Below are 18662 nucleotides of genomic sequence, written 5' to 3' on the forward strand. Positions count from 1 at the left end.
CTGGCACCGTTTTCAGGAGCAACTCATGGCAGACAGAAACGACATCATTCAGAAAATCAACGAATGGCTCCAGCCCGAAAACTTTCAGGACTACAGCCCCAACGGCCTCCAGGTCGAGGGTAAGGACGACATCCGTACCCTCATCACCGGTGTAACCGCGTCCAGGGCGCTGATCGAAGCCGCCATCGACGCCAATGCCGACATGATCCTCGTCCACCACGGCTACTTCTGGAAAGGCGAGGATCAGCGTATCCGGGGTATGAAGCGCGAGCGCCTGAAGCAACTGCTCGATCACGACATCAACCTCGTCGCTTACCACCTGCCATTGGACGATCACCCGGAATACGGCAACAACCGCCAACTCGCCGATGTCCTTGATATCAAAAATCCTCGCCCATTAGGGGGGCTGGTCTGGGAAGGCGAGCTGCAGGAGGCGATGAGCCCGGAAAAGTTCGGCCTCCACATCGCCCGAAAACTCCACCGCGAACCTCTCTGGGTTGGAGAGGGCAAGCAGGACATCAAACGGGTAGGCTGGTGCACCGGCGCTGCGCAGGGTTTCATCAACACTGCCCTGGATGCCGGCCTGGATGCGTATATCAGCGGGGAAATATCAGAGCCGACGACTCATACTGCGCGGGAGTGTGGTATTCACTACTTTGCTGCCGGCCATCATGCGACGGAGCGTTATGGTGTGCAGGCGCTGGGGAGGGCGTTGGAAAAGGAATTCGGGATCACCCACACCTTCATTGATTGCGATAACCCGGTGTGAACTCGAAGACGGGGTCAGAAGAACGCCTTCTTCTGACCCCATGTTCTGCGCCAACTCAATGCAGGGGTCTGAAGAACACTTTCTTCTGACCCCAACCTGGACCAACCCCCAGCTCCAAAAACTCAGGCCTCAGAAGCCTTCTTCTCCTTATCCAGCCCAAAGTCCTCGGCAAGGGTCCCTTTGGCCTCAGGATCCTTCTTCGGCGCGTAATCCCGGGGAGGCTCTGACGGTGCGTCCTCGCGTACTTCCTCGAGGCGCTTCTTGGAGGTCTCCTGCTGGAGTTCCTCCATCCAGTCCTCGTCGTTGCAAAGACGATTCGCGCCACGGGCCATGTGCTGATTCACGTCGCGGTAGGCATCGTTGAACCGCCGCAACAAATGGGCTGACTCCATGAAGTGCTCATTCACCTGAGCCTGGTAACGAGTGAACTCGCTGCGCAGCTCGTCAATCTGCTGCTCTGCACGGCGTTGCCGCAGAGTCTGTCCCTGACCGGAGCGGCCAACCAATACCCCGATGACAATGCCAACAACCAAAGCGGCAATCGCTGCCAGAATCAGGTTCGTCATATGCTGTGTCGTCCTTTTAGCTAGAAATGAGCCAAGCCCTCAACGCAGTATAACGCGCCGGGGTGCTCCCCGCCCACGCTTACTGCCTGCAACAATCGTCGTATTGCCTCTGTGACTGCTGCGAATGGCGAAATATTGCGAAATAAGCGACAATACCGCGCCCAAATTTATTGTCCAACTTCCGGGAATACCTTGATGACAGCAGCGATGTCCTCCGAAACCAGTGCGAACCTGAGTCCTTGGCAGCGGTACCTGAAGGATCTTGAACGCCCGGATTTTCACAAGGACCCGGCCCAGGAAGATGCTGTAAAGCGCCTGCAGGCACTGTACGACAAACTGGTCGAAGCTGAAAGTGAGCGTAACAAAGCCATGACCAAGCTTCGCCGCAAGCTCAGGAAGGGCAGGGAAGAGCCGGTCAAGGGCCTGTACTTCTGGGGCGGTGTCGGCCGCGGCAAGACCTACCTGATGGACACCTTCTACGAGTCCCTGCCGTTTGATCGCAAGATGCGGGTGCATTTCCACCGCTTCATGCAGCGGGTCCATAACGAACTCAAGGCCCTCAAGGGCGAGAAAAACCCGCTGGAGATGGTCTCAAAGAAGTTTGCCGACGAAACCAGGGTCATCTGTTTTGACGAATTCTTTGTCTCCGATATCGGTGACGCCATGATCCTTGCCACGCTTATGGATGGCCTGTTCTCCCGTGGTGTGACCCTGGTGTGTACCTCCAACATCGTACCCGACGGCCTTTACAAGGACGGCCTCCAGCGCCAGCGTTTCCTGCCGGCGATCGACCTGGTGAAAAAGCACACCGAGGTGGTCAACGTGGACGGTGGAGTGGATTATCGCCTCCGCACCCTGGAACAGGCAGAGCTCTATCACTGCCCGCTGGACGACCAGGCCGATGTGAGCCTGCGCGAAAGCTTTGACCGCCTGGCAGTGGAAGCTGCCAAGCACAGCAAGACCATGGAGATCAACGGCCGCAAGATCCCGGCGCAGGCCCACGCCGATGACGTGGTGTGGTTCGATTTCGTCGACGTGTGCGACGGCCCCCGTTCCCAGAACGACTACATCGAAATGGCCCGTCAGTTCCATGCCATCATCATCAGCAACGTACCGGTTCTCGGCGGCGACAAGGACGACCAGGCCCGTCGGTTCATCAACATGATCGACGAATTCTACGACCGCAACGTCAAAGTCATCATATCCGCTGCCGCGCCAATCACCGAACTCTATGCTGGCGGCCGCCTCAGTTTTGAATTCGAGCGCACCGAATCCCGGTTGCTCGAGATGCAGTCCCACGAATACCTGGAGGCGCCGCACAAACCGTAGGTTGGCTCAGGGCGCTGAAATACCCCAGGGGTCTGAAGAACTTCGTTCTTCTGACCCCATCTTGGAATCAAACTCCGAGCCAAACCGCGAACACGGGGTCAGAAGAAAGCTTTCTTCAGACCCCAATGTCGAACCCAACTCAGGGGTCTGAAGAACTCGTTCTTCTGACCCCAACTTCAACCCATACTCAGGGGTCTGATCAACTTATTGATCTGACCCCAAGTTAAACCAACCCCCAACATCAAAAACTAAAAAAGGGGTCAGATGAACAAGTTCATCAGACCCCAAACCCAAACAAAATCGAGAGGTCCACAAACCATGAGCAACGACAACGTAGTCATCGTCAGCGGCGTGCGCACCCCCATGGGTGGGTTCATGGGTAGCCTGGCGGATGTTCCCGCCACCGAGCTCGGTGCCATCACCATCGCCGAGGCCGTCAAGCGCGCAGGCCTGCAGCCGGCGGACGTCCAGGAAGTCATCATGGGCAACGTGCTGCCCGCCGGTCTCAAGCAGGGCCCGGCCCGTCAGGCCATGCGTCAGGCAGGCCTGCCTGACAATACCGGTGCCACCACCATCAACAAACTGTGTGGTTCGGGCATGAAGGCCACCATGTTTGCCCACGACCTGATCAAGGCCGGCAGCAACGACATCATGGTCGCCGGCGGTATGGAGAGTATGTCCAATGCGCCTTACGTGCTCCTCGGTGCCCGTAAAGGTTACCGCATGGGCCCCGGCCAGGCGCCGCAGGATCACATGTTCCTGGACGGTCTGGAGGACGCAGAGACCGGCCGCCTGATGGGGGCTTTCGCCCAGGACATGGCGGACAAGAAAGGCTACACCCGGGAAGAAATGGACGAATACGCTATCCGCTCCCTGACCCGCGCCAAGAAAGCCATCGAGGAAGGTCTGCTGAAGGACGAGATCATTCCGGTGACCGTCAAGACCCGCAAGGGCGAGGTCGTGGTCGCGGACGATGAGCAGCCCCACAACGCCAACATCGAGAAAATCCCGAGCCTCCGGCCGGCGTTCAAGAAAGATGGCACCGTGACCGCTGCCAACTCCTCCTCCATCTCCGACGGCGCCTCCGCGCTGTTGCTGATGCGGGAGTCCGAGGCCGAGAAGCGCGGCCTCAAGCCGCTGGCCCGGATTGTGGCTCACAGCACCCAGTCCCAGCACCCCTCCGAGTTTACCTGCGCGCCGGTGGGCGCCATCGAAACCCTGCTTGGCAAGACCGGCTGGAGCAAGAACGATGTCGACCTGTTCGAGATCAACGAAGCCTTCGCCATGGTCGCCATGATGCCGATCAAGGAACTCGGCCTCGACCCGGAGAAAGTCAACATCCACGGCGGCGCCTGTGCCCAGGGTCACCCCGTTGGTTCCACCGGCTCCCGCCTGCTGGTCACCCTGATGCACTCGCTCAAGCACTACGGCAAGAAAAAGGGCATCGCCGCCCTGTGCATCGGCGGAGGCGAAGCCACCGCCATGGCCATCGAAATGCTCTGAGGTGGCCTCGCGGGGGCGATTCGAAGACGGGTTCAGATGAAAGCCTTCATCTGACCCCATTTTCCCCTCCCGCCCAGGCACGATCCCAAACCGGGGTCAGAAGAACGCTTTCTTCTGACCCCTTTTTTACCCTCCCACCGAATCAAGACGGCTACCCCGGGGGTCTGAAGAAGCTTTTCTCTTCTGACCCCATGTTCAGCTCGTATGGCGTCAGCGTTCGAATTCTGGGGTCAGATGAAGGCTTTCATCAGACCCCTGTGCATGCCCCCTGGCCAGTATCCGCCCCGGCGCGGGCTCCATCCCTCTCTTTTTTGGTTGCAACCAAATTTCTTGTCTATAGTGATCACTGTGCGAAGTAACCGGGCGGCCAGCGGGGTGTGATAGCAAAATCATACTTTTGACTGATCAAAGCCCCCAACACCGTTAGCTATAGTGCCAACATCACGAGCACTGTGCATGAAGCCTCCAATACATCGTGAACACCAATAATCAGAGCAGCGACTCAGAACAACAATGGAGTAGCCTTCCAATGACAAGAAAAACTCATCAATGGCAGCGTTGGACCAAACTTCCGCTGGCCGTGGCGATTGCCGCCGGTACTGCCGGCCAGGCTTCCGCCTACTCGTTCTACATGGGAGACGTGGAAGCCCAGTTCAATACAACGCTGTCCGCTGGTGTGGGATGGCGGGTCGAGGATCGGGACAAGCGACTGATTGCCCAGGGTAACCTGGGGCCCGAGTTCGCCAACACCGACGTAGGCGCATCGACAAACAACTACGATGACGGCAACCTGAACTTCGAGAAGGGCGATACCTACTCCAAGATTGTCAAAGGCAACAGTGAGCTGTTCCTCGACTACGCGGTGGATAGCGATACCCTGACCCGGGTCGGGGGCTTCCTCCGTGGCCGTTACTGGTACGATTTCGAGCTGAAGGACGAGAGCCGCGCCGTCGATTACGTCGGTCAGCAGCGTGAGCTCAACCCGGAAGCCAAAGACAACGCGTCAGGTGGTGAAATCCTGGACGCCTACGTCTTCTCCGACTGGTATCTTGGCAACGTTCCCCTGAGCCTCCGTTATGGCAAACAGGTGCTGAGCTGGGGTGAGAGCACGTTCATTCAGGGTGGTATCAACACCATCAACCCGGTTGACGTCCCCGCTTTCCGGGCGCCGGGCTCGGAGCTGAAGGACGCGCTGCTGCCGGTTGAGATGTTCTACGCTTCTGCCGGTGTTACCCAGAACATCACACTGGAAACCTTCGTCCAGACGGACTGGGAGCCGGTGCGTCCGGATGACTGCGGCACCTTCTTCTCCACCAACGATTTTGCGCCTGATGGCTGTGGCCCGGTATTGCTGGCCGGCCAGCTGCCGGATTCCCAGGCCTACGCCCAGGGCTTTATCGCGCCGCGTGAAGGCGACCGTGAGGCCGATGAAAAAGACCAGTTCGGTGTGGCCATGCGCTGGTACGTGCCGGCCCTGAACGACTCCGAGCTTGGCTTCTACTACATCAAGTACAACAGCCGCCTGCCGTACGTCAGCGGTGTCGTGAACAACCCGGACGAAGGCGTTTCCTTCCCGTCCTACTTCATCGAGTACCCGGAGAACATCGATCTCTACGGTATCAGCATCAACACCACCACCCCGGGTGGCTGGTCCCTGGGTGCGGAATACAGCTTCCGCGAGAACCTGCCACTGCAGTGGAACGCATTCGAGCTGATCTACGGTGGTCTGCAGCTGACCAACCCGGTCACCGGTGAGAACGCGAGTCTGCTTCAGGACCAGCGTGAGGCGGAAGCCGGTGGTGCTGACCTGTCCGGACTGGACGTTTCCGGTTGGGACCGGTACAAGGTCTCCCAGGCCCAGTTCACCCTGATCAAGTTCTTTGACCAGGTCATGGGTGCCAGCCGTCTGTCCTTCATCACCGAGTTCGGTGCGACCTACGTTCACGACCTGCCGGATGAAGACGAAGCCCTCTACGGCCGTTCCGGTACCTTCGGTGTCGGTACCCGCCCGGGTGGTGGGTGTGAGGAGCTGAACCTCAACGATACCTATTGTACAACTGACGGCTTCACCACCGACTTCTCCTGGGGCTATCGCGCCCGTTTCGTCTGGGACTACCCGAACGTGTTTGCCGGTATCAACCTGTCTCCGCAGCTGGCCTGGAGCCACGACGTCCAGGGCTACAGCCCGCAGCCGGGTGGCGCCTTCAACGAGGGTAGCAAGGCGATCGGCCTGTCCCTGCAGGCGGTGTACCAGAACAAGATTACCGGTAACATCGGTTACACAAACTTTTTCGGCGGGAAGCCGTATAACGAGTTGACTGACCGAGATTTCGTGAGCGCGAGCGTTTCGTACTCCTTCTGAACCGGAAAACAATTCGTCTGACGAGGAAACCTAAATGAGACTGAACAAGAAACTACTGACCACAGGTGTCCTGGCTGCCAGTCTGTGTGCCGGCCAGGCCTGGGGTGCGGTTTCTGCAGCCGAGGCTGCCAAGCTGGGCGATTCACTGACGCCCATGGGCGCCGAGAAAGCCGGTAACGGTGGTGCCATTCCGGCCTGGACGGGCGGACTGACCACGCCGCCGGCGGGTTACAAAGGGGACGGCATCTACGTCAATCCGTTCCCCGACGAGAAGCCCAAGTTCGTGATCGACCAGAGCAACGTCGACCAGTACACCGACAACCTGTCACCTGGCCAGGTTGCGATGATCAAGAAGTACGACAACTACTTCATGCCCGTGTACGAGACCCACCGGACTGCGGCCTACCCGGATCACGTCATGGAGCAGACCGTCGAGAATGCCACCAAGACCGAGCTGATCAAGGATGGTAACGGTCTGGGCAACTACCAGAGTGCGACACCGTTCCCGATTCCTCAGAACGGCCTGGAAGTGATCTGGAACCACATCACCCGTTACCGGGGTGGCTCCGTTCAGCGCAACGTCGGCCAGGTCACTCCGACGGCCGGTGGTGACTTCTCCGTGGTGCGTTTCGAGGACGAGCTGACCTGGAGGACGTACCTGCAGGACTACGAGCCGGGTGATGACCCGAACGTGCTGTTCTACTTCAAGCAGGCTATCACCGCTCCGGCCCGTCTGGCTGGTAACGTGCTGCTGGTTCACGAAACCATCGACCAGGTGGCGGAGCCCCGCCGTGCCTGGATCTACAACGCCGGCCAGCGTCGTGTACGTCGCGCACCCCAGGTTGCATACGACGGCCCGGGTACTGCAGCCGATGGCATGCGGACCTCGGACAACTTCGACATGTTCAACGGTGCCCCGGACAAGTACAACTGGGAGCTGGTGGGCAAGAAGGAAATGTACATTCCGTACAACTCCTACAAGCTCATGGACCCGAGCCTGAACTATGACCAGATCATCAAGGCCGGTCATATCAACCAGGACTACACCCGCTATGAGCTGCACCGCGTATGGCACGTGCGTGCAACCCTGAAGAGCGGCGAGCGCCACATCTACGCACAGCGTGACTTCTTCATCGATGAAGACACCTGGCAGGCCTCCGTCATCGACCACTTCGATGGTCGTGGCGAGCTCTGGCGTGTGGCCGAAGCCCATGCGGTCCAGTTCTACGATCAGGTCGTGCCCTGGTACGCCATCGAAACCCTGTACGATCTCCTCTCCGGTCGCTACCTGGCCCTGGGCCTGACCAACGAGGAAGAGAACCCGTACACCTTCGGTATCGACCGCCGCTCACGCGACTACACCCCGGCCGCCCTGCGCCGCGCGGGTACCCGCTAAGCCAACTCCGGGGTCTCCCCAGGGGTCTGATGAAAGCCTTCATCTGACCCCGTCTTTGATCTAAACCCGGGGTCAGAAGAAAGCGTTCTTCTGACCCCACCCTGAAAGTCTTCACCCCAGGGGGCTCACCCCAGGGGTCTGATGAAAACCTTCATCTGACCCCATCTTTGACCTGACTCCGAGTCAGAAGAACAAGTTCTTCAGACCCCACCCTCACCGCAAACTTTTGCAGCCCAACCCCCTCTTGGTTTAACCTTCCTCTCATACTAAAGGCGTACCCAAAGCCGGTCGCCACTCAAAAGTCATTGGGTTCTTCCAATTGCGGCTCAGGACGTTTCGCCGTCCAGCCGGTTGTCAGCGGGGCAGTGTGTGAAACCATTCAGTGACGGCAAGGCCGCCAACGACGAATTTCAGTCTGCCAATAACGGCCTTCAGCGTGGGGAGCTGGTGCGGGATCTGCTTCGCCAGCGGGTAAGGGTGCCATCCTTGCCGGGCGATAAACTTGCCCGGCCGGTGGTCGATGAATGGATAGGTCAGGCCATAGCGCCCAGCCATGCGGTGCTCGTTGAGGCACCGAGCGGGTATGGCAAATCCCATTCTGTGGCCAGCGCCCTGGTCAACCGCTATGGCAGTGACAACGCACTTCGCTGGATCTCGCTGACCCCCCAGGACAACGCGCCCACCCGGTTCCTGACTCTGCTCTCCATGGCCTTCGACATGCCCGAGGCAGTGGAGAGTGCCCTGCAGGGCGGCGCCGGCTTCTCTGACGCCCTCGCCATGATGCTTGTGGCCCACACCCGCGGGTCCAACAGCAACATGCAGGTCCTGGTGATGGATAACCTGCATACCCTGACCAATCCATCGGTGACGCCGCTGTTGCAACAGCTGGCGAAGGAACTGCCGGATAACCTGTGCGTGGTGCTGATTTCCCGCTGTGGCCTGCCGTTCGAAACCCACGCCCTCGAGCTGGAGAACCGGTTCACGCGTCTTGGCCCCTCAGTCTTTGAGTTCTCCCGGCCGGAAACCTTTGAATTCTTCAGCCGGGAGCTGGCGGCCAACAAGCTGACCAGTGTCGCCGTTGATAACCTGTACGACCTCACCGAAGGCTGGGCCACGCCGCTGGCTCTGTATCGCCGTGAGGTGCAGCGCGAGCTTGAACGTAAACCCATCCAGGAAAGTCCGAGTGTTGAACGTTTTCTGAAAGACTCGGTCCTGGCGGGTCTTACCCCGGGGCAGGTCCGCTCGATTCGGGCCATTGCCGAGCTTGAACTCTGTTCGGACGAGCTGCTGTTGGCGCTTCAGTCGGCACTTCCGGAGGTCGCGTTATTACCCTCGCGGGTGTACGAGTGGGGCTTGCCGATCCGGCCCATGCCGGGCCGGGGTCGCTGGTACCGGTTGAACCCGCTGATGCAGGAATGGCTGCGCACTGCGCCGATGAGCGGTTACGAAGCCCGAATGACCATCGCCAGCCGCTGGTTCGGCGAACGCCAGCAATTCCCCGAGGCCCTGCGTTATGCCCTGTTGGCGGGGGATGGCGATGAAGTCATCCGGATCGCCTCCGAAGGCTCTGAAGCCTTGTTGTTGGGGCAGGATACTGCCTCCCTGCTGCGGTTGCGCAAAAGCCTGCCGGTAACCCTGCTCGAGCGCAGTGCCCGCCTGAGGATCGTGTATAGCTGGGTCCACGCCATTGGTGGCCAGTTCCGGCAGGCGAGGGCCCTGTTGGACGATCTCTCCGGGGAGGATCGCCGGGAACACAGTGCCCGCATTGCTGCGCTCCAGGCCTTCATCCTGCGGGGTGAGGGCAAGGTCGAGCCGGCATTGCAGATGGCCGACCAAGCGTTGGCGGGCGGAGAGCTGTCTCCCCAGGGCCAACTGATCACCCAGATTGTCCGGTCCAGTGCCCTGTGCGCCGCCGGAAACTTTACGGAAGCCCGGGAAGCCAACCGCGCCGCGGCACGCCTTGCCAGGGAAGCGGGAGATTCCGGTTCCGAGGCTCTGGCCGTGTACTCCCACGCGCGCATCGAGCTGGGCAAGGGCGCCCTTCGGCATGCGGAACAACTGTTGAGAACCGGGCTGGATACCGCCATGCAGGAGCTGGCACGGCCGGCGCGTATTGGCGAGACCCGCCTGCAGCTCAATCTGGTGCTGGTGCTCTGGCATCAGGGCCGGCTTGCCGAGGCCGATCGGCTGCTGGTGCTCTGTGGCCGGCACGCCGAGCAGACCCGGGATCTGGGCCTGCTGCTGGCCATGGCCATCCGGGTACTGATCTGCCGGAGCGAGAACCGTCTGGAAGATGCGTTCGTCTGGATCGGTCGCGCCGAGCGCACCATGCATGCCTGGCAGGTGGACGAATCCCTGTTCGTGCCGGTGCTCGAGGCCCTCAAAGCGACCTGCTGGCTGGCCCAGAACCAGATCGAGAGCGCGGTTCAGGCACTTCAGAAACTCCAGCCCTACCGCGATGCCGGCTGCGTGCCGGAACTGTTCCCGATGATGCCGGGCCTGCTCGACTGCCTGCAGGTACGGGTGGACCTGGCCCGAGGCGACGGAATCCGCGCCCGGGAAACCCTCCAGGGCATCCGCGATCGATACGGCAAAACCATCCCCTGGGGCGTGGAGCTGCATATCCGGTTGCTCGAGGCCGTGTTGCTGAATGAAGAAAAGGGCCTTGCCCCGGCCCGCAAGATGCTGGCCTCGGCCGTCGACGACGCCGCCACCGAACACTTCATCAGCCCTTTCACCGAACTGCGGGCAGAGCTGCAGGAACTGATGGAGAAGAGTTACGGCCAGCTGGAAGACGGCAAGTTCAAGGATGCGCTCGGCAACCTGTTCGGCATCAAAGCCACCAGCGCCGGCGCCGATACCCTGGCCGAACCCATCAGCGACCGGGAACAGTCGGTCCTGGAACTCATCGCCAAAGGGCTCTCCAACCAGGAGATCGCCGACAAGCTGCACATCTCCCTGCACACCGTGAAAACACACGCCAGGCGGATCAACGCCAAACTGGAAGTGAAGTCCCGGACCCAGGCCATCGTGAGGGCGCGGGAGCTCGGGTTGCTGTAACTGATCCCGGGGGTTCGCCGGTGAAGACGGGGTCAGAAGAACGCTTTCTTCTGACCCCAACTTAGGCCCCCAACTCCTCAGTCAGACCTGAAAATGGGGTCAGATGAACGCTTTCATCTGACCCCAACTTAGGACCCCAACGCCTCAGTCAGACCTGAAACCGGGGTCAGATGAACGCTTTCATCTGACCCCAACTTAGGCACCCAACTCCTCAGTCAGATCTGAAACCGGGGTCAGATGAACGCTTTCATCTGACCCCAACTTAGGCACCCAGCTCCTCAGTCAGATCTGAAACCGGGGTCAGATGAAGGCCTTCATCTGACCCCACCTTGGCGCCCACCCCCTCACTCCGCCTTCAACTCCGAAATCCGCGCATCCTTCTCCGCCCAGATCTCGCTGACCCAGCGCTGAAACGCAGCCCGCGTCTCCCGGTCGTTCTCATAATCCATGCCCAGGAACTGCTCCGGCACTTCCCGTGTCCGCACATCGATCACGATACGGCGGATACGCCCGCACAGGTAATCCCAGAACCCCTTACGGCCATCCGGATACACGATCGTCACGTCCAGCATGGTGTGTATCATCTCCCCCATGGCGCCAAACACGAACGCGGTGCCGCCGGCCCGGGGCTTGAGCAGGTGTTTATAGGGGGAATTCTGGCGCTGGTGCTTCTCCGGAGTAAACCGCGTGCCTTCCATAAAGTTGAAAATGGTCACCGGCGTATAGCGGAACTTCTCGCACGCGGCCTGGGTGGCGGCGATGTCCTTGCCCTTGAGTTCCGGGCGCTTGGCGATCTGCTCCTTGGTGTGGCGATGCATGAACGGGAAGTCCAGGGCCCACCAGGCGACGCCGAGCAGGGGCACCCAGATCAGCTGTTTTTTCAGGAAGAACTTGAGCAGGGGAATGCGGCTGTTAAGCACGTACTGGATGGCAGGAATGTCGGCCCAGCTCTGGTGATTACAGGTAACGAAATACCAGTGTTCCCGGCTCAGGTTCGCCACCCCGCGCACGTCCCACTCCACCTTGTGCAGCACGTCCATCAGCAGGTTGTTGAAGCCAATCCACACCCAGGCGATGTTGTTGAGCACCACCGTACAGGCCTTGCGCACGGCTGTGACCGGTATGATCAGCTTGACGAGGGCAAACAGCAGCAGGAAGGGAAACAGAATCAGGGTGTTCAGCAAAATCGACAAGGCCGCGAGGATTCCCTTCAGCGGCGCGGGCAGAAAATCAAGCATTCCGTTTTTTCTCTGGTTTTTTGCGGGTTAGCGGTGTCTGTCAGCCTTCTGCGGCGTTTTCTGTGTTATCGGTCCTGCCTGGCAGCAACTGGGTTTCGGAGCGGGTGGCGGCCAGCTGCTGCAGATCTTCCAGGGCCCGGTTTCTGACGGAGTCGCGGAAATCATCGTCATAAAAGCCCAGGTTGTTGTAATGGATCAGGGACCGGATCTCTTTTACGTAGTCTTCGCCCCGTTCGGAATAGCCGAGCAGGCCTTCCGCCATTTCCAGGCCGGACAGGGGGTCGCCGGCGCGGCGGTCCTGCATGCGGATATCCCGCAGGCTCTGATAGGTTTCATGCCGGTTCAGGTTCTGCACATAGGCCCGCACCGAGCGGTAGGGCGAAACAAACCTGGCGACCTCGTGGCTGGCGCCTTCCACCCGGTTCTTCGGAACCAGGCCGCAACCCTTGGAGAAACACCACTGGCCGAACAGGTTGTTGCCCTGACGGGCAAAGCGGGACGTGCCCCAGGCCGATTCGTTGGCAGCCTGGGCCAGCACCAGCGAGGGGGGAATCACATCCAGCCGTTTCTTCAGGAGTCTGAACTGATCCTCACTGCCGGTCGGCGCATCGATCCTGAGCCGATCGGCTTGCGCGTTCAACCAGCGCTTCTCAGACGACGACAGCTCGGCCTTTTGCTCCAGTCGTAACAGATAACTCCGCTCCAGCAGGATCCGGGAATTGGCCAGTACGATGCGGGGGTACAGGAACGAGAAGAACGCCGCCTTTTTCTCGGTGGTGTCCTGGTAGGCGGAGAAGTCCGGCAGAGGATCGTCAGCCCAGTCAGGCAGCGCGGGAAGGTCCCGCAGCGCGAGTTCGGAGCCGTTATCACCATAGTTCCCCGATGGCATATAAAATCCGCCGCCAATTGCAAAGGCAATCATCGGTATAAGGAACAGCAGGGCCCGGCGACCTTGAGACATACAACCTCTCGCGAATTCGGATATGCCAACGATTATAACAGGTTATACGTACGGGACTCTCGTCGGGTTTGCCGAACCCCGGGGTGACCTCAGGGAATGCGGGTCGCCAGCAGCAGTCCCGCGGCCTGCGAGCCTGTTCCCGAGCGGTTCAGCCGGAGGTACAGCTGGGTGTGGTCGTCGGTGTAGAAACCGTCAATCACCAGGTTGCCGCTGGTGAGGGAGACGGTGCCGGCGCCGGACTGGGCGTAGGCAAAGGTGGTGTCGATGGCAGCCTCCGCTGGCGTCGAGACCTCATTACCGTTCACGGTGTTGACCACCGAGAGTGCCGCACCGGTCAGGGTCGCGGTGCTGCCGTTGATGACCAGCTCGGCGTTGTCAAAGTGACGCAGTTCGTTGGTACCGCCGGTGATCCCCATGGACACTCCCTGAACCCGGTACCGCCCGCTATCCGGGGCCCTCGAGGTGGCCTGTTCGGCGCCGATCAGCAGACCGTCCCCGAGCGGGCTGTCATCCAGGTTGAATGCCAGGAAGGAACCATCGGGTACGCTTGCCCCGACGCCCACGTCCGGTTGTTCCTCGTTTCCGGAAGCCGTGGCAATGTCCAGGTTGAGCCGGCCGATATCCCGGTTGCCGGAACTGAGCACGGAGGTACGGGGGCTGACCAGCCAGTCCGTCGCAACAGCCGCTGCCGGTGCCCGGGACACCGCGCCCGAGCTATCACGGCTTACCGTCTCCACCTCCAGCACCTGGGTCACATTGCCATCGGCATCGATCGCCCAGGTGCCAAGGCCGCTTTCCAGTTCGAGCGGCGTCGTGTCATCGGCAAACCGGGCAGCCAGGTACAGCACGTTGTAGCCCCGGTTATCCAGCACGTCCGGATCAAACTCCGCCTCCCCGGCGGGCCGCCGCAGGTTCAGCTCCAGAGCCGAGAGGTAATGGTGCTCCAGCATCGATCCCCGCTTCAGGGCGTCGCCGTCGCTTTCCAGCTCGATCGCCTTGCCGGCAGTGAAGTAGCCGGCCACGACCCGGTCTGGCCCCTGGCTGTCGTCCACGGCCGGGCTGGTGTACGCGTCCAGGTAGTAGGGATTACGGGTCCAACCGGTAATCCGGGCGCTGTCCCGGCCGGTAATACTCTGGTACAGGGCGCGGCCGGCCAGCAGGCGGGTGTCGCCCTGCAACGTCGCCGCTCCGGGGGAGGAGGAATGCGTGTTCTGTTCCCAGAACTCTGAGCCGCGCAGGAAGAACTCGTTTCCCTCGGAATGCAGCAGCACCTCCCGATCATAGGGGATGTCTGTGGCCAGGGACGTCACCTTGATGTTGAACGCATCAAAGCTGGTGAGGGTGAGTGCCGGGTAGACATAGCCAACCCCGTTGCTGTCTTCCAGTCGCTCCTCATAAGCCGTTCTCACGCCCCAGAGCCCGGTACCACTGATGCTCGGCTCGGCAAAACTCTGGCCCAGTTCCACTCCGAGGAATACCGAATTGTAGTCCGCGGACGCGGCGCTGATCTTGCCGGATGAGCTTCCATCCAGCAGGGCGTAGTTACCCATGGCGGCAACGTAGCGGGCAAAATCGGCCCGGCCTTCCAGCAGCGACAAGGCACCTGGCACATCCAGGTTCTCCGGAATATCGATCTCGAAGTCATGCACCTGGTCAGCGAGGGTGGACCAGACGTACTTGTTCAGGCAGAGCGCGCCACCGGCATCATTCACACAGTCCCTGATGGTTGCCAGCTCGCCCGGGGTGTAACCGGCCAGGGTGTTCCGCACCAGGTATTCGGAGAACGGATTGATCTTCACGTCCCGGTCGGCATCGGCCGCGAAGGCGCGCATCCGGGCGTTGCCATAGGTGGCTTCAATCACCACATCCGGCGCCAGCGGCTGACCGTCCGGGAACGCCAGGATGGTAAAGCCCGCGGAGTCCTGCCGCGTGGAGACCTCCACACTTCCAAGGTTCTGCAGGGAAGTATTGGTGGCGTACACGCTGAGGGTATCGGGCTGGACAATCCGGAGGTTGCGTCGGGTGACCTCGGCATCGGGGGCTACCGCACCCGGTACTTCGAGAGTAATCCTGACTTCGTTCTGCGCCAGATCGCCGGCGTTATTGGAGTCGCCGGTGCTGCCCGAATTGAAGTCGTCCAACGGGTTCTTCGCCGCGGCAAAGTCGTTGGTCTGGGCGCGTGCGCCCTCAATGGCATCTTCGCCACTGCCGCAGCCGGCCAGGACCAGCGCCGAGAGTGAAATCCAGAGTCCGTACTTGAAAAGCATGTCTGACAATCCGTGCAGAAGATTCAGGTTGTCAGTCTAGCAGCGGTGAAGGAGGGAAATCGTGAGGGAAGGCACGAAACAGGCGCCCGGGAACCCGGACGCCCGAAAGGGCAGGGCGATCAGTAGTAGATCTTGATACCTGCCATCACACCTTCATCCAGATTGACGTCGCCACGGTAGGGCGCGTCCAGATCGGTGTTCAGGTAGCGGTAGCCGGCAAACACCTCGGCGTTGCGGATCACGCGGTAGCTGCCGCGCAGCTCCAGGCTGGTCATATCCTCCGAGTCGCCGAAGGCGAGAATGTCCGGGGCGTAGTGCAGGCCACCGGTGAAGGACAGGCCCGGAACCCGGGGCACGTTGACGGTGGCGAAACCACCGATGCCGATGGCGCCGCCATCCAGCCAGTCGTCATCCCAGCCGATGCCGCGCACGCCGATGCCGGCGGTGGTCGGCAGGTTACCCAGTGCAGTGCGGCCCTGGGCGTGGAAGTCCACGTTCATGATGTGGCGGCTGCCTTCGTGGTAGGTGTAGCCGGCGCCCAGCTGGGTATCGTTGTTGTTGCCGAAGAAGTTGACCTGGCCCTTCACGGAATCGTTGGTCAGACTCAGGTCCACATCGCCTGCGAATGCCGGTGCGGCTGCCAGGGTCAGTGCCATCAGGGAAACTCTCGAGATTCTCATTCTTCTACCTTCTTGCTGTCGGTTAATTGGTACGCGTCGGATAAAGAATCTTCATCTTCAGCCGGCACCCGGTATTCCTCGTTGGCCCAGGCGCCCAGGTCAATCAGTTTGCAGCGCTCCGAGCAGAATGGCCGGTACCGGTTATCTTCCGACCATTCTACGGATTGCTTGCAGGTAGGGCATTGCACAAACATGGCGATTTTTTCAGATTGGTGACGAAGTTGCCGGCAGCCGTGTCCTCAGGTGGCCGCCGATGCGGTGCAGTATTGTTCCAGCACTGCCCGCAGCATTTCAATATTGACAGGCTTGGCGACAAAAGAATCCATGCCGGCCTCCCGGCACCGTTCCTCGTCCTCTTCCATGGCGCTGGCGGTCAGGGCAACCACCGGCACCCGGGCCCGGTTGTGGGTCTTTTCCCATTCCCGCAGGCGGCGGGTGGCTTCGAAGCCATCCACCCGGGGCATCACGCAATCCATGAACACCAGGTCGAACGGATGCCACTGCCACAGGCTGGCGGCGGCCTCGCCGTCGTTCGCTGTCATCACGTCGCAGCCCAGTTTCTCCAGCAGTCGGCGGGTGAGGGTGCGATTCACGGGATTATCCTCCACCAGCAACACCTTCATGCGGCCACAGGGCAGCTCCCGGCGCTTGGTGGTGTCGCTGACGGTCTGCAGGGAGAAGCGGGTGAGAAACCGGCGTTCCCGCTTTTCTGCTTCCGTGAACAGCTGGTTCAGGATGGGCATCAGGCAGGATTCGCGCAGGGACTTGCTCAGGAAGGCATCGGCGCCGGCCTGGCGGAAATGCTCGGCATCGCCCCGTTGCGGATTGGAGGACAGGATCAGCAGGCGCAGATGAGTCCAGGTCGGGTTGCTGCGGATCTGGCGGCACAGCAGGTCGCTGTCCATATCCGGCACAAAACCATCGAGAATGATGGCGTCGAACGGCTGCTGGCTGTCAAAGGCCTGGCGCAGTGAGGTCAGGGCCTCGCCGGCGGACTTCACCGCCTCGATCTGGACGTCGTAGCGGGACAGCATCTCCAGGGTAATCTTGCGGGACAGCTCGTAGGAGTCCACCACCAGGATATGCTTGCCGGTGACCTTGCGGGTGTCCGGGCGTACCCGGGTGGCACTTTCCGGCGCAACCGGCAGGGTCAGTTCCACCCAGAAGGTGGAGCCTTCACCGGGCCGGCTTTCCAGATCCAGCGATCCGTCCATCAGGGTGACCAGCTGCCGGCAGATGGTCAGGCCCAGGCCGGCGCCGGGCAACTGCCGCTGGAACTGCTGGCCCAGCTGCACGTAGGGCTCGTACACCAGCGGAATGTCCTCCGGATTGATGCCCACCCCGGTATCCTCCACCGCGAGGCGCAACCGGGCCTGGTCATCCCGGCGGCCCAGCACCTCGATGCTGATCAGCACGTGGCCGGAATCGGTAAACTTGATGGCGTTGGAGACCAGGTTGAGCAGGATCTGCCGGATCCGCACCGGATCGCCCTTCAGGGCCCAGGGCAGGTTCTCGTCAATACGCAGCTCCAGCGCCAGGCCTTTCTCCCGGGCGCGGCTGCCGAGCATGTGCACCAGATCGTTCAGGGTCTCCCGCAGATCAAACGGAATCTCCTCCAGTACCAGCTTGCCGGCCTCCATGCTGGAAATGTCCAGCAGGTCATTGATGATGGCGGACAGGCTCTGGGAGGCGTTGAGCAGGGTGCTCACGTACTCCCGCTGCTCCTGGTCCAGCGGCGTGTCCGTCAGCAGGTTGGCATAGCCCAGGACCGACTGGAGCGGAATGCGCAACTCGTGGCTGACATTGGCGAGAAACTGGTTCTTGGCATGGTTGGCACGAACGGCCTCGTCCCGCTCACCCTGGGACTGGATCGTGGTTTGCCGGAGCGAGCGGGTGTCCTCGAGAATCTGCAGCCGCATCTTGTTCAGGGCCTGCTCCAGCTCCGACAGCTCGTCCGGGGTCCTGGGGGGCTTCCGGCGCAGCTGCAGCGGATCCACCAGGGCATCCAGGTTCAGCTGGGCGGCATAGTCGGCCATGGCCTCGAGATGGCGGGAGAGGGTACCCCGAACAATCAACAGCAGCCCGAAGGTGCCGAGCATCACGACCACGGTCACAAACAGGAGCGTCAGCAGGGCCGTCTTCCAGAGTTCATCATGGATCTGCTGAACGGAAGACACCACCGTGAGGCTGCCCACTTCCTGGGGCGGCTGGAAACTGGAGCGGTCGAAAATCAGGGGGATGGACTGGGAGATCACCCGGCCCTCGGGGTGGGTGCCGGTGGTGAACTCCTCCCCGGTCGTCGTGGTCACCCGGGCAAACTGGATGGCCGGCACCGCTTTCATGTCATCCAGGCTGTTGGCCACCTCGCTGTAATTCATCAGCCAGAGGTTGTTGCTCATACCGCCTGCAACCAGCTCGGCGGCTTTCTCCTGGGTGCTGATCAGGTCATTCTTCCGGCGCTCGAACTCGCCGATCATCTGCAGCCCGGTGGCAAAGAGGGAAAGCGCGAGGCTGAACAGCAGTACATACAC

The 18662-nt window shown here is 60.8% G+C and carries 13 protein-coding genes; 6 read left to right on the forward strand and 7 right to left on the reverse strand.

Annotated elements, in window-relative coordinates:
- Positions 1-25 precede the first annotated feature (25 nt).
- Entirely contained in the window at positions 26-769 is a 744-nt protein-coding gene (locus MD273_RS04985) for a Nif3-like dinuclear metal center hexameric protein (RefSeq protein ID WP_239036662.1), read from the forward strand.
- A 122-nt stretch (positions 770-891) separates the two neighbouring features.
- On the opposite strand, the gene MD273_RS04990 is transcribed toward MD273_RS04985, so the two are convergent.
- Positions 892-1335 carry a Z-ring associated ZapG family protein gene (locus MD273_RS04990; protein WP_239036663.1) on the reverse strand — a complete coding sequence of 148 codons (444 nt, stop codon included), beginning with the start codon at positions 1333-1335 and terminating at the stop codon, positions 892-894.
- A gap of 231 nt (positions 1336-1566) precedes the next feature.
- Between MD273_RS04990 and zapE the strand changes: the two genes are divergently transcribed.
- The 5 genes from zapE (at position 1567) to MD273_RS05015 (ending at position 10985) form a co-directional block, all read left to right on the forward strand.
- On the forward strand, positions 1567-2664 hold the full coding sequence (gene zapE / locus MD273_RS04995) for a cell division protein ZapE (RefSeq protein ID WP_239037613.1): 1098 nt from the start codon (positions 1567-1569) through the stop codon (positions 2662-2664).
- 318 nt (positions 2665-2982) lie between these two features.
- Positions 2983-4167, forward strand: coding sequence for a thiolase family protein (locus MD273_RS05000; RefSeq protein ID WP_239036664.1), 1185 nt, complete (start codon positions 2983-2985; stop codon positions 4165-4167).
- Positions 4168-4696: 529 nt separating this feature from the next.
- Entirely contained in the window at positions 4697-6529 is a 1833-nt protein-coding gene (locus MD273_RS05005; protein WP_239036665.1) for a DUF1302 domain-containing protein, read from the forward strand.
- Positions 6530-6563: 34 nt separating this feature from the next.
- A complete protein-coding gene (locus tag MD273_RS05010; protein WP_239036666.1) occupies positions 6564-7925 on the forward strand; it encodes a DUF1329 domain-containing protein in 1362 nt (453 codons plus the stop codon).
- Between the two features lie 369 nt (positions 7926-8294).
- Entirely contained in the window at positions 8295-10985 is a 2691-nt protein-coding gene (locus MD273_RS05015; protein WP_239036667.1) for a helix-turn-helix transcriptional regulator, read from the forward strand.
- A 344-nt stretch (positions 10986-11329) separates the two neighbouring features.
- On the opposite strand, the gene yihG is transcribed toward MD273_RS05015, so the two are convergent.
- From yihG to MD273_RS05045, 6 genes are all read right to left on the reverse strand, one after another.
- Positions 11330-12223 carry a 1-acylglycerol-3-phosphate O-acyltransferase, YihG family gene (gene yihG, locus MD273_RS05020; protein WP_239036668.1) on the reverse strand — a complete coding sequence of 298 codons (894 nt, stop codon included), beginning with the start codon at positions 12221-12223 and terminating at the stop codon, positions 11330-11332.
- Positions 12224-12263: 40 nt separating this feature from the next.
- On the reverse strand, positions 12264-13184 hold the full coding sequence (locus tag MD273_RS05025; RefSeq protein WP_239036669.1) for a glucosaminidase domain-containing protein: 921 nt from the start codon (positions 13182-13184) through the stop codon (positions 12264-12266).
- 89 nt (positions 13185-13273) lie between these two features.
- Positions 13274-15451 (reverse strand): hypothetical protein, encoded by a 2178-nt coding sequence (locus tag MD273_RS05030; RefSeq protein ID WP_239036670.1) that lies wholly within the window; start codon positions 15449-15451, stop codon positions 13274-13276.
- A gap of 119 nt (positions 15452-15570) precedes the next feature.
- Positions 15571-16131 (reverse strand): YfaZ family outer membrane protein, encoded by a 561-nt coding sequence (locus tag MD273_RS05035; protein WP_239036671.1) that lies wholly within the window; start codon positions 16129-16131, stop codon positions 15571-15573.
- Entirely contained in the window at positions 16128-16325 is a 198-nt protein-coding gene (yacG, locus tag MD273_RS05040) for a DNA gyrase inhibitor YacG (protein ID WP_092000867.1), read from the reverse strand. Before yacG ends, MD273_RS05035 begins: the two co-directional genes overlap by 4 nt.
- Positions 16326-16370: 45 nt before the next feature.
- Complete coding sequence (locus tag MD273_RS05045; RefSeq protein WP_239037614.1) at positions 16371-18608, reverse strand: response regulator; 2238 nt, start codon at positions 18606-18608, stop codon at positions 16371-16373.
- Positions 18609-18662: the final 54 nt, after the last annotated feature.

It is taken from the genome of Marinobacter sp. C7 (genome assembly GCF_022343555.1).
Lineage (GTDB): Bacteria > Pseudomonadota > Gammaproteobacteria > Pseudomonadales > Oleiphilaceae > Marinobacter.